Source organism: Desulfoluna spongiiphila, from assembly GCF_900101345.1.
GTDB classification, from domain to species: domain Bacteria; phylum Desulfobacterota; class Desulfobacteria; order Desulfobacterales; family Desulfolunaceae; genus Desulfoluna; species Desulfoluna spongiiphila.
On sequence record NZ_FMUX01000003.1, the window covers coordinates 370,490 to 383,508 of the forward strand.

Below are 13,019 nucleotides of genomic sequence, written 5' to 3' on the forward strand. Positions count from 1 at the left end.
AGGCAAGGCCATGAACACCATCACCCTGTCCGGACGCATCAAGCGCATCCGATACCGAAACGAGGAAAACAGCTACACCATCGCCGATCTCATCACCGACGACACCGGGGTCACCATCACGGTGGTGGGGACCCTTGCGGGCATCGACCTGGAGGACCGGCTGCGCCTTTCAGGCACCTGGGAAAAACACCAGCGCTTCGGCGACCAGTTCCGCATCACCGAATACGAGCTGATTTTTCCTGAAACCGGCGAAGAGATCCGAACCTACCTCAAACGCCTCGGGGTCAAAGGCCTTTCATCCCCAAAAATCAGAACCCTTGTGGAGCGCTTCGGCAGCGACACCTTAAGCGTCATCGAAACCTGCCCGGAAAAGATCACCGGCTTAAAGGGATTCGGCAAAAAAACCATGGAGAACCTGCGTGAGGCCCTGACCCGCCAGATGGAGGTCAAGCGGCTCATCGCCTTTTTAAAGGAACACGGCATCCCCGTCTCCCACTGCGCCCCCATCCACAAGCACTACGGCACAAAGGCCACCGAGTGCATCAGTTCCAATCCCTTTACTCTACTCTTCGACATAAACGGCATGGACTTTAACACCGTGGACCATGCGGCCCTCTCCCTGGGCATTGCCGAAGACGACCCCAGAAGGGTCCGGGCCTGCCTTCTCTTTGTGCTGGAACAGTTTGCCTCCGACGGCCATGTCTTTGCCCCGGCCGGCAGCCTCATCACCCGCTGCATGGAGCAGCACCACATGGAACACGAGCCCCTGGCCTCGGCCCTTGAAGAGCTCAAGGCCAAAGGCCGGGTTGTCTCCGAGACCCTTGAGCGGGACGGAGAGACCGTCCAGGCCGTCTACCCCACGGAGCTCTTCCGGGCCGAAGAGGGCATCGCCCGGCGCCTTGCCATGATGCTCTCCATGCCCGAAGAGGCCCCTGATATCACCCGGGAAGAGATCCTTGAAACGGTCCTTGCCAGGCTTGCCATCAAGCTCTCCGACGAACAGCTCGTCACCTTGGAGGAGATCCTCTGCCACCGGGTGGCCGTCATCACCGGGGGACCGGGCACGGGGAAAACCACCCTGGTCCGCTCCATCGCCGCCCTGTGCGACCACCTGAACCATGAGACCGTCATGGCCGCCCCCACGGGACGGGCCGCCCGGCGCATCACCGAGGTCACCGACAAAAAGGCCTCCACCCTGCACAAGCTCCTGAAATTCGATTTCAACTCCGGTGCCTTTGAGCACAACCGGGACAAGCCCCTTTCCGGCGACGTCTTCATCATCGATGAGGTCTCCATGGTGGATACCCTTTTGATGCACCGGTTCCTGGACGCCGTTCCCGTTGAGGCCACCGTGGTCTTTGTGGGGGATATCTTCCAGCTCCCCTCGGTGGGGCCGGGCAACGTCCTTTCAGACCTCATCGGCTCCGGGTGCCTCAAGACCTACGCCCTTACCCGCATCTTCCGGCAGGCCCAGGAGAGCCCCATCGTCATGAACGCCCACCGGGTCCGCACCGGGGAGTTCCCGGACCTTCACCCGGAAGAGAAAGAGGGCCCCTCGGAATTTTACTTCATTGAAACCGGCGACCCGGTGAAGGTGATGCAGCGGGTGGTGGAGCTCTGCGCGACACGGATCCCGGCCACGTACGGCTACACCCCTTTGGAGGAGATCCAGGTGCTGACCCCCATGCACAAAGGGGACGTGGGGACCATCAGCTTAAACGTCGCCCTCCAGCAGGCCTTGAACGAAAAAGGCGACGCCCTCCAGTCCCTGGGACGCACCTTTCGCGAGGGCGACAAGGTGATGCACCTGAAAAACAACTACGAAAAAGAGGTCTTCAACGGGGATATCGGGATCATCAGTAAGGTGGATAAAAAAGAGAAAACCCTGTCGGTGAACTACGAGGGGAGGAAGGTGGCCTATGAAACCGAGGAGCTGGACGAGCTGACCCTGGCCTATGCCATCAGCGTCCATAAATCACAGGGGTCGGAGTACCCGGCGGTGGTGATGCCCGTCACCACCCAGCATTACCCGCTCCTGCAGAGGAACCTTCTGTACACGGCCATGACCCGGGGCAAAGAGCTGGTGATCCTCATCGGCACACGGCGGGCCGTGGAGATCGCCCTGTCCAACAACCGGCCCAACATGCGGTGCTCCCACCTCGACCGGCGGCTGGCCGAGATGGCGTAATGTCATCTGGAAAGGTACGCGTTAGGCGTCTTCGGTGCCCTTTTTGGAAGGAAGGGGAACCTTGAACAGGGGGACCCCCTCTTTTTCGAGGACTTTTTCCTCTTCAGGGGAACTCACGCCCCGGATGTTCCGGGGTTCGGAAACACCGTAGTGGATCTTCAGGGCCTCCTTGGCAAAATTGGCCCCCACGTCGTCGAAATTCTGTTCCATGAATTCCACGATCTTGGCGCTGACATCCCCCACGGCCAGACCGCTGCTCTGCCGGGGGCCCGCCGGGGTGGTTACCGCCTTGGGGATGGCAAAGGTGCTGGGGACGATAAACACGCTGCTGTTATCACAAAAGGGACAAGTGACCAGCCCCTGTTTCTGCTGATCGTCAAAGGCTGTCTTGTCGTCGAACCACCCTTCAAAGGTATGTCCGTTGGCACACTGCAGGTCAAAGGCTATCATATATCACCGGTATCGATGGGATCGCATGGTATCAAAAAGAGTTCTGGCGGAATCTGCCCGCCATGGAAAGGGTATACATACCATACTTGAACCATGGGTAAACAGTGATTTTTTCCTTCCAATGGGACGGTGAGTTTGTATATGGTAAACCATCCCGACGGGTGGGTTCACCCCCGCCCTGGCGACCATGAGTCATCGACATGGGAGATAACGTACTATTTTATTGAGATGTCCATTTGGACCGATTCAACGGTTCATCAGGGAAACGGAAAAGACGAACCGGACACACAACCCCGGGGCCATGGCCCCATGCCACGGATCACCGCCACGGCGGCCGACAGGCATGTCCGTACACGCTCACTTTTCCGGGCCCCTTTAACTTGAAAAACACCGGAACGCCTATCCGAACCATGAACCCGAGAAGCGATTCGACATCGGTTCCCGAAAGCCCCGTTCCAATGACCCTCACGTGCTCTTGATCCAGGGGGCCCAACGCGCAGGAGTTAAACATGAAAATCAAAGCTCTCGTAACAGCTTGTCTGCTCTTTTCTGCGGCCCAGGCCGCAGCCGAGACTCTGTACATCACCGACCGTATCAACGCCACCTTTCGAGGGGGCCCGGGAACCCAATTCAGTATCCTGAGGGGCCTTCCCTCGGGCACGGCCGTGAAGGTCATTGAGCAGGGAGACAAGTGGACCCGTGTCACCGTGGACGGAGACGTCGAAGGCTGGGTGCTGACCCAGTGGCTGGTGCCCACCCCCACCAAAGGAGTGCTCCTTGATAAACTCCAGGTCAAGCACGACCGGGTCCTCAAGGCTCGCACCGAGCTGAAAGGGCAACTGGCGGAGCTGAAAAAAGAGAACAGCGACCTCAAGACAAGCCTGGCCGAAACCAAAAAACTCGCCGCCGAATCCGGCCAGTCATACCAGCAGCTGAAAAAGAAATCCGGCAACTTTCTGCAGCTGGAAGAGGACTACAAGGAGACCAAGAACCAGCTGGCCAATCTCTCCAAAAAGGCGGACATCTTAAACGACCGCCTGGCCAAGAAGAACATGATCTGGTTCCTGGCAGGGGCCGGGGTCCTGCTGGTGGGTTTTATCATCGGCTCCAGCTCCCGGAAAAAGAGAAGCTCGTATTATTAAAGGACGCGTCCTGCCCGGGGCCCGGCAAACGAAAAGATCGCCCCTGGAGGTTTCAGGGGCAACAGGCCCGAACACAGGCATCCGCGCCAGGATATTACGCATCGCACTGCGCCATGATTTATTCGTTCCGAGGCCTTTATGAACATCACGTCTGATTTTCTCGTTATAGGGTCCGGTGTCGCCGGGCTCACCTTTGCCCTGAAAGTTGCCGCCCACGGCACCGTCACCATCGTGACCAAAAAGGCAGTCTCCGAATCCAACACCGCTTACGCCCAGGGAGGGGTCGCCGCCGTCCAGAGCGACATCGACTCCTTTGACCTTCACATCCAGGACACCCTTGACGCCGGAGACGGCCTCTGCAACCGGGACGTGGTGGACATGGTGGTCACCCACGGCCCCGAACGCGTCAAAGAGCTCATCGATTTAGGCGTCAAGTTCAGCCTCTGCGACGATGATGCCCACAAGGCCCCGGGCACCGACTACGACCTGGGCCGCGAAGGGGGCCACTCCGAAAAACGGGTCCTCCACGCCGAGGACATGACGGGCCGGGAGATCGAACGCGCCCTGGTGGCCCAGATCAAAAACACCCCCGGGATCACCCTCCTGGAAGAGCACATCGCCATTGACCTCATCACCCTCTCCACCCGGGTCAAAAGCGGCATGATCACCACCACACGGGACACCACCTGCTGCGGGGCCTACGTCCTGGACAAGGCCGCCGACACCGTCAAGACCATCACCGCCAAGGTGACTGTCCTGGCCTGCGGGGGCTCGGGCAAGGTCTACCTCTACACCAGCAACCCGGACGTGGCCACCGGAGACGGCATTGCCATGGCCTGGCGGGCAGGGGCTTCCGTGGCCAACATGGAATTCATGCAATTTCACCCCACCTGCCTCTACCACCCGGACGCCAAAAACTTCCTGATCTCCGAGGCCGTGCGCGGCGAAGGGGCCGTGCTCAAAAACGAAAAGGGCGAGCCCTTCATGGAGAAATACGACCCCTTGAAGGACCTGGCCTGCCGGGACAAGGTCTCCCGGGCCATCGACACCGAGCTCAAAACCAGCGGGGCCGATTCGGTCTTTCTGGACATCTCCCACAAGGATCCCGCCTTTGTCAAAAAACGCTTCCCCAACCTCTGGCGCCAGGGCCTGAAGTTCGGCTTCGACATGACAAAAGACCCGATCCCCGTGGTGCCCGCAGCCCACTACATGTGCGGCGGGGTGGCAACGGACCTGGACGGCCGCAGCGACATCAAGCACCTCTACGCCATCGGGGAGACCGCCTGCACGGGCCTCCACGGCGCCAACAGGCTGGCCAGCAACTCCCTTCTGGAAGCCCTGGTCTATGCCCACAACGCGGCCAACCGGGCCATCGAAGACGCCAAAGCCTGGAAGGCCACAGACGTCCAGCTTCCCCGCTGGGACGACGTGGGCGCCACAGACAGCGACGAGGTGAGCCTTCTGACCACCAACTGGGATGAAATCCGCCGCTTCATGTGGAATTATGTGGGCGTGGTGCGCTCGGACAAACGCCTCTCCCGGGCCTTGAACCGCATCGAAAACATCCAGAGCGAAATCCGGGAGTACTACTGGAACTTCCGCGTCACCGCCGATCTCATCGAGCTGAGAAACATCGCCGTGGTGGCCGAGCTCATCATCCGCAGCGCCATGAAACGCAGGGAATCCCGGGGGCTCCACTACACCATCAACTGCCCCGAGAAAAACGACGCCGAATGGCTGAGGGAAACCGTGCTGAAACGCACCCTCACCAATATATAGGACAGGAACAACAAAAAGCGCCTCCGGCGGCAAGGTGAGGCACCTTGAAAGCGGGTTACCGCTGCATTTGCCCCTCGTTCCTCGGGCCACATCACAGCGGTCTTTCCATGGAGCCATTCTATGATTTCCTGTCGGATAGATTGAGCGGAAACCCCACAAAAAATCGTGCCCCAAACGCACCAAAAGGGCCATGGAGATCAACTCCATGGCCCTTTCGTGTTTGCGCTGCAAAAAAAACAACGACTCAGCTTGCATTCTATGGCCAACGCCAGTTCAAACAGCAAGTCTTCTATGGTTAAAATGGCCAGAAAAAGCATGCCTCCGGCGGCCAGGGAATGATTCCCTGGACCCCAGGTTGCAAATGTGCTTCCCCCCCTCGTTCCTCGGGGAGAATCACATCCGCTTTAAAAATCAGAAGTTACTCACCAATTGTTTTTTAAGGCCTGTTTGTTAAACGTTTTAAAAGTTTAGCCCCCGGCAGGACCGCCGGAGGCATCTTTAACTTAACTGCCTCCGACGCATCCTTCCCAGGCGGAGCCTGAAGGCACGATTTTATGCCCTTACCCGCACTTGGTGTACCCGCAGAGGTGGCAGGTGACGCACCCTTCTTCGTGGGCCATGGCGCCGCCGCAGTCCGGGCAGGGGTCGTCGGTGAGGGAGGGCTCGACCTTGATGCCGTTTGCCGCCCCTTTGCCTTTGAGGTAGCGTTTCTCCAGCACCCGGCCGATGGCATCGGGGATGGAGAGGACCCGGCCTCCTTTCTGGAACACGGCGTGCTCGCCCCCGATGCCCTTCACCTGATGGACGATCTCGGAAACGTCCACCCCCGTGCGCAGGGCCAGGGAGATGAGCCGACCGATGGCCTCGGTCTTGGCCGTGGTGGATTTCCCTGATTTTCCGATGGTGGCAAACACCTCAAAGGGGCGTCCGTCCATCTCCGTCACCGTGACGTAGAGCTGGCCCATACCGGTCCTGATCTTGGAGGTAAACCCTTCCAGGATCTCGGGGCGATCCAGCACCTGATGGGAGGGAATGGCTGGGGTCTTTTCGCCTTTGGCATCCGACACGGAGAGAACCTGGTTTTCCTTGCTGCCGTCCCTGTAGATGGTTACCCCTTTGCAGCAAAGGTCAAAGGCCATGTCGTAGATGTCCCGCACCTCGTCCTCGGTGGCCTGCCTGGGCAGGTTCACGGTCTTGGAAACCGCGTTGTCGGTGTGGTTCTGGAAGGCCGCCTGCATGCGGATATGCCACTCCGGGGAGACGTCGTGGGCGGTGACGAACACGGCCCTCACATCTTCGGGGATCTCTTCCATGTGGGCGATGGTCCCGACTTTGGCGATGCGGGCCATGAGCTCGTCGCTGTAAAAACCCCGGGCCCGTGCCGTGGCCTCAAACAGGGGGTTCACCTCCACCAGTTCGTCCCCGTCCATGACCCGGCGCACAAAGGAGAGAGCAAACACCGGTTCGATGCCGCTGGAGCACCCGGCAATGATGCTCAGGGTCCCTGTGGGGGCGATGGTGGTGCAGGTGGCGTTTCGGTAGGCTCGATTCTCATCCCCTTTAAACACGCTCTTGTCGATGTTGGGAAAGGGGCCGCGGGAGACAGCCAGGTGCCGGGAGGCCTCGTGGGCCTCGGCCTGGACAAACCCCATCACCTTTTCCGCCAGAGCCACCGCCTCCTCGGTGTTGTAGGGGATCCCCATCATAAACAAAAGATCGGCAAAGCCCATGACCCCCAGCCCGATCTTTCGGTTGCCCTTGACCATCTCATCGATGGCGGAAAGGGGGTACCGGCTCATCTCGATGGTGTCGTCCAGAAAGCGCACGGCAAGCCAGAGGGTCTCCTTAAGGGCCTCGTAATCCACCCGTGTTGTCCCCCCTTCGGTGACCACGCACCGGGAGAGGTTGACGGATCCCAGGTTGCACGCCTCCATGGGCAGCAGGGGCTGTTCGCCGCAGGGGTTTGTGGATTCGATCTCCCCGATCTCCGGGGTGGGGTTGTCCCGGTTGATGCGATCCAGAAAGACAATGCCGGGGTCGCCGTTGAACCACGCCTGGTGGACCAGGGTTTCATAGACGGTGCGAGCGTTCAGGGAGCCGCGGGGCTCGCCGTTGCGGGGATCGATGAGATCGTAATCCCCCCCCTGTCGCACCGCCTGCATAAAGGCATCGGTTACCCCCACCGAGATATTGAAATTGTTCAGGGCCTCGTTGTCCTCTTTGCAACCGATGAACTCCAGGATATCGGGGTGATCCACCCGCAGGATGGCCATGTTGGCTCCTCGCCGGGTCCCCCCCTGCTTCACCTGCTCGGTGGCGGTGTTGAAAATCTTCATAAAGGAGACCGGCCCTGACGCCACGCCCCCGGTGGAGCCCACCCGGCAATTCTTGGCGCGCAGGCGCGAGAAGGAAAAGCCGGTGCCCCCGCCGGACTTGTGGATGAGGGCCGCGTTTTTCACCGCATCGAAGATCCCGTCCAGGCTGTCTTCCACGGGCAGCACAAAACAGGCTGCCAGCTGCCCCAGGTCGTTGCCCGCATTCATCAGGGTGGGTGAGTTGGGGAGAAATTTAAACTCTGTCATCACCCGGTAAAAGGCCTCGGCCACCGCCGACGGCTCAAGGCCGTCCTCGTAAGCCCCTTCGGCCTCGGCAATGCAGGTTGCCACACGCATGAAAAGCTCTTCAGGCGTCTCCTCAAGGTTCCCTTCGGTATCTTTTTTCAGGTACCGCCGTTCAAGAACCGTTCGTGTATTATCCGATATGGTCAGCATGCCGCTCTTTTCCATGATTCCCTCTTGCGCTGTCGCTGTCATGTTCTCTCCGTTATTCACAGGTCGTATCAACCGAATGGTGCATCCATGTCTTGACGGTGGCCCGGTATCCTCACAGGGGACCAACGCACCGGCCACCCGGGCAGACAGGTGAGTCAAAGAGAATCACCTGCTTTTTTTCTCTTCCATGCACCGTAAACCGCTCTTTTTTATTCTGGATGGGTGTTGTCAGGAAAACGCCTCCGGGAACACCGGCCGTCTCTGGATGGGCTCAACCGCTCTAAAAACCATTCTACCACAAGATATTGTGGCGTCAATCACATTTTACGCACCATGTAGCGATATTGACAGGATACAGACCGACTGGTATCGTTTTGAGTTTACCGAGACTTTTCAACGATTACAGACGGTAAGGGGACCGGAACCATGACAGCGGTCAGGAGCAGGAAACGGCCGCCTTGTCCGGTGAAAAGCATCAGCGTTACAGGGCCTTGAACCGGGTATGCAGGCAGGAAGATCGGCAGTGCGCTTTTTTCTCTTTGCCGGACCCTCAATACCGGGAACCCGTCCCCCGCCACGCAACGGAGAGCCGCATGAAGAATCACACGGAGATCAAAGTCAGGGGCTATCACCTCGACCTGTACGGACATGTCAACAACGCACGCTACCTTGAATTCATCGAAGAGGCCCGCTGGGCCCTTTTTGAAGAGCACCTTGGCAACCTTGCGGCAAAGGGCTACTCCTTTTTCGTGGTCAACATCAACATCAACTACAAAAGCCCCGCCACCTTGGGGGACACCATCGAGATCGACAGCCGCATCACCCGCTTCGGAGGCAAGAGCTGCACCCTCAAGCAGACCATGACCAAAAAAGGGGCGGGCACCCCGGTTGTGGAGGCGGACGTCACCTTTGTCATTGCCGGCCCCGAAGGCAAGGCCCTGCCCGTTGAAGGGGACATCCGGGACATGCTGGAGCCCTTTGCAGCGTAACCCGAATCTTTCATGAAAAAGTGCACTCGACTCATGAAATATCCGGGTTAAACAGGGCCCAAACGCCTCCGGCCGCCCCGCCGGGGGCCAACCGTTTATACAGTCTTCAAGTGAGCCGCAATGAAACAGCACTCCCCCGGAAAATGGACGGTCTTCGCGCTGGTAACCACAGGCAGTTTCATGTCCACCCTGGACTCCAGCATTGTCAACGTGGCCCTTCCCACCCTCATGGGCAGGTTGAACACCACCATGGTCACCATTGAATGGGTGGTGCTGATCTACCTGATCGCCTTTACCTCCCTGATCCTGAGCTTCGGGCGCTTAAGCGACATTGTGGGGCGCCGCCTTGTCCTGGTCGCCGGTCACAGCCTGTTCACCCTCTCCTCCCTGTTCTGCGCCCTCTCCCCTTCCGTGGGTGCCCTGATCTTTGCCCGGGCCCTCCAGGGCTCCGGCGCCGCCATGATCATGTCCTGCAGCCAGGCCCTCATCGTGGACGCCTTCCCGGAGAACGAACGGGGAAAGGCCCTGGGCAGCATCGCCACGGTGGTGGCCGTGGGGCTCACCTCGGGCCCTGCCATCGGCGGGTTCATCCTCTCCCACTTTTCATGGCGGGTGATCTTTGCCGTCAACATCCCCGTGGGACTCACCGTGGCTGTCCTTGCCGCGCGGATCCTCAAAGGCTCCGAGGCCGACACCCGGCGTGACGAGCCCTTTGACCTGACGGGGGGCCTGCTCATCGCCCTGGCCTGCGGAACGCTCTTCACCGGCCTTACCCATGCCCACGCCTGGGGATACGGCTCCCTGCGCGTCCTGGGCCTCACCGGCTCCGCCATTGCCCTGGTCCTTCTCTTCGTAGCCCATGAAAATCGGACCGCCCACCCGGTCATGGACCCCAGCCTTTTCAAGGAGCGCATCTTCAGGCTCCCGGTGCTCTCGGCCATTGCCCTTTACACGGCCCTGTTCACCATGGTCTTTCTCATGCCCTTTTACCTGCTCTTTCCCATGGGCTACTCCGAAGCCCAGGTGGGAACGGTCATGATGATCCCCTTTGCCCTGCTCTTTGTGGTCCCTCCCATTTCAGGGGCCCTGGCCGACCGCATGGGCTCCCGGATCCTCTGCGTCCTGGGCATGGGTACCCTCAGCCTGGCCCTGGCCCTGCTGGCCTGGCCCACCCAGCTCACCACTTTTCCCCCCATCGCCTTTAAACTGGCCCTGGCAGGCTTTGGCGTGGCCCTGTTCCTCCCGCCCAACAACACCACCATCATGAGCTCGGTACCTGCCCCTCGGCGAGGGGTGGCCAGCAGCGTGGTGGGCGCCGCCCGAAACCTGGGCATGGTCACCGGCGTGGCCCTGGCCGGTGCCGTCTTCAACCACACCTACACGGCCCTGTCAGGGGCCAACGGCCTCTCCACCTACACCCAGGCCCTGCAGGCGCCCTTTCTCACCGCCTTCCGCTACGCCCTCTTCTGCGGCGCGGCCACCGCCGCCCTGGGAAGCCTTCTGGCATGGCTGCGGGGACCGGACACACAAGGCAAGTAAGCCCCCGGTGTGATCCAGAGCATTGACGCCCCTGAAAACTGCCGTATAAGCTGTCTCCTTAGCGACCACGAAACGATTCGGCTTATGCCTTATGTATGCGCCTCCGGCGGCAAGGTGTGCCACCTTGAAAGCAGCTTATGGATGTGCTTTCCCCCCTCGTTCCTCGGGAAAAATCACACCCGTCTTTCATTCAAGGTCTGGTGAAGCCATCTTGTCAGATAGCCGTTTGTCGAACCCGATTTTTAAAGATCCGGTAAAAGCTTGACCCCCGGCAGGGCCGCCGAAAGCATCGTTAACCGAACGGGCTCCGGTGGCAAGGAGTGCCACTTGAAAGCAGGTTGCGACGGGTGCACAGCCGGATCAAGGAAACCATCATGACCACCACCTGCAGCATCACATCAGGAGATCGCCCATGAAACGACTTGCCCCCCTCCTTTGCCTCGTCCTCCTTGTCTGGGGGTGTACCGAGACCAAGGCCCCCCGCCCGGTCTCACCAGACGAAATTGAGGCCGAGAAATCCATGGCCCCTGTCCCCACCTTCAGCGCACCGGTTGACGAACGCCTCATGTCCCGGGAAAAAAAAGGCGCCCCCGCAGCAGGGAAAAGGGGCCATCGTGCGCCGTCGGCCTCCGGGCTGAGGGCCGCCTACGCAGACGACAACCGCCAGTTCAATCTCTACCTCGACTTTCTTAAGACCTACAAAGAGGTTCCCCACATCCCCGCCGATGTCAGCGAGCGCATCACCCTCACCGTGCTGGATAAGGAAGGGCTCACCCTGCCCGACTGCGATGTTGCCATCTCCCTGAAGGGAAAAGTGGTGGAAAGGGGCAAAACCACAGCCGACGGCATGTTCCGGACCTTTCCCGCCCTGTATGCGGGCAAGGCGCAAACCCTTGAGGCCACCCTCCGCTACAACAGCCTGTCGAAAAAAATTGCCCTTGATCGCAGCGGACGGCGCGAGGTGACCGTCACCCTGGACACCCGGCGCGCCCTGCCAGATGCCGTGCCCCTGGACCTGCTTTTTATCCTGGACACCACCGGCAGCATGGGCGAAGAGATCGACCAGCTGAAAACCAGCATCGACCTCATCAACCTCAACCTCTCCCAGCTTTCCGTGCGGCCCCTGATCCGTTACGGCATGGTGCTGTACAGGGACACGGGCGATGCCTATGTCACCAAGACGGTCCCCTTTACCTCCAGGCTGGAAGATTTCAGCAAGGAGCTGGCAGGCATCCGCGCCGAAGGGGGCGGGGACACCCCCGAAGACCTGGAGAGCGCACTGAAAAAAGGCATTGATGAGCTAAACTGGAACGATGAGGGGGTCAAGCTGGCCTTTGCCATCACCGATGCCCCTCCCCACCTCGACTACGACCACGCCTTCACGTACATGGATGCGGCACGCACCGCCCGGGAAAAGGGCATCAAGATCTTCTCCGTGGGCACCGGGGGGCTCTCCCTGGACGGGGAATATGTGCTGAGACAACTCTCTCAGCTCACGGGCGGGGCTTACATCTTTCTTACCTACGGGGAGAGAGGAGAGAGCGAAGGCGGCGCCCCGGGCAGCGTCAGCCACCACACCGGCGCCAACTTCACCTCCGACAAGCTTGAGGCTGTCATCATCAACATCGCCAGAAACGAGTTGAACCACCTCGTCACACAACCCGACGAAACACATGGAGAGTATTTTGAAGGGGTGGCCGGCAGCACAAAGCCCGAAGAGGTCACGGAAGAGCTCTTCACCAAGGCCGTGGCCCAGCTGGCAGACTACGCCGCCATGTCCCTGTCGGACAAACCGGCCACGGCCATCCTCCCCCTGGCCTCGGAGCTCTCCACGGCAGACTCGGCGTACCTCACCTCGGCCCTTCTCATCGCTGCCACCCGCCATCCCCTGTTCACCGTGGTGGAGCGGGACAACACCTCGGCCATTGTGGATGAGATCACCCTGGGCCTCTCCGGGTATGTGGACGAAAAGACCGCTGCGGAGGCAGGACGCCTCACTGGGGCCGGGCTGCTCATGGCCGGTCGCGTCGTCAAATCCGGTTCCCGGGCCGATGTCATCGTCCGGCTCATTCGCGTTGAAACCGGCGAAATACTCTCGGCCACCCGGATCCTCATGGAGGGAACACTTCTCCCGTCAGCCTGGGACTGACACAGGTTTATT

At 60.0% G+C, this 13,019-nt stretch carries 8 protein-coding genes; 6 read left to right on the plus strand and 2 right to left on the minus strand.

Annotated elements, in window-relative coordinates:
* Positions 1-10 precede the first annotated feature (10 nt).
* Positions 11-2,188, plus strand: coding sequence for an SF1B family DNA helicase RecD2 (gene recD2, locus BLQ12_RS06810; protein WP_092209575.1), 2,178 nt, complete (start codon positions 11-13; stop codon positions 2,186-2,188).
* Positions 2,189-2,209: 21 nt separating this feature from the next.
* On the opposite strand, the gene BLQ12_RS06815 is transcribed toward recD2, so the two are convergent.
* Complete coding sequence (locus BLQ12_RS06815; RefSeq protein ID WP_092209577.1) at positions 2,210-2,638, minus strand: DUF1178 family protein; 429 nt, start codon at positions 2,636-2,638, stop codon at positions 2,210-2,212.
* A 509-nt stretch (positions 2,639-3,147) separates the two neighbouring features.
* Between BLQ12_RS06815 and BLQ12_RS06825 the strand changes: the two genes are divergently transcribed.
* Entirely contained in the window at positions 3,148-3,780 is a 633-nt protein-coding gene (locus BLQ12_RS06825) for a TIGR04211 family SH3 domain-containing protein (protein WP_092209581.1), read from the plus strand.
* Between the two features lie 138 nt (positions 3,781-3,918).
* On the plus strand, positions 3,919-5,559 hold the full coding sequence (nadB, locus tag BLQ12_RS06830; protein ID WP_092209583.1) for an L-aspartate oxidase: 1,641 nt from the start codon (positions 3,919-3,921) through the stop codon (positions 5,557-5,559).
* A 560-nt stretch (positions 5,560-6,119) separates the two neighbouring features.
* Here nadB and BLQ12_RS06835 read toward each other — a convergent pair.
* Entirely contained in the window at positions 6,120-8,372 is a 2,253-nt protein-coding gene (locus tag BLQ12_RS06835) for a vitamin B12-dependent ribonucleotide reductase (protein WP_217640249.1), read from the minus strand.
* Between the two features lie 551 nt (positions 8,373-8,923).
* On the opposite strand from BLQ12_RS06835, the gene BLQ12_RS06840 reads away from it, so the two are divergent.
* The 3 genes from BLQ12_RS06840 to BLQ12_RS06850 all read left to right on the plus strand — a co-directional run bounded on the left by BLQ12_RS06840 (position 8,924) and on the right by BLQ12_RS06850 (position 13,007).
* Complete coding sequence (locus tag BLQ12_RS06840; protein ID WP_092209587.1) at positions 8,924-9,319, plus strand: acyl-CoA thioesterase; 396 nt, start codon at positions 8,924-8,926, stop codon at positions 9,317-9,319.
* A 120-nt stretch (positions 9,320-9,439) separates the two neighbouring features.
* Positions 9,440-10,858 carry an MFS transporter gene (locus BLQ12_RS06845; protein WP_092209589.1) on the plus strand — a complete coding sequence of 473 codons (1,419 nt, stop codon included), beginning with the start codon at positions 9,440-9,442 and terminating at the stop codon, positions 10,856-10,858.
* A 412-nt stretch (positions 10,859-11,270) separates the two neighbouring features.
* Complete coding sequence (locus tag BLQ12_RS06850) at positions 11,271-13,007, plus strand: VWA domain-containing protein (RefSeq protein ID WP_092209591.1); 1,737 nt, start codon at positions 11,271-11,273, stop codon at positions 13,005-13,007.
* Positions 13,008-13,019 lie beyond the last annotated feature (12 nt).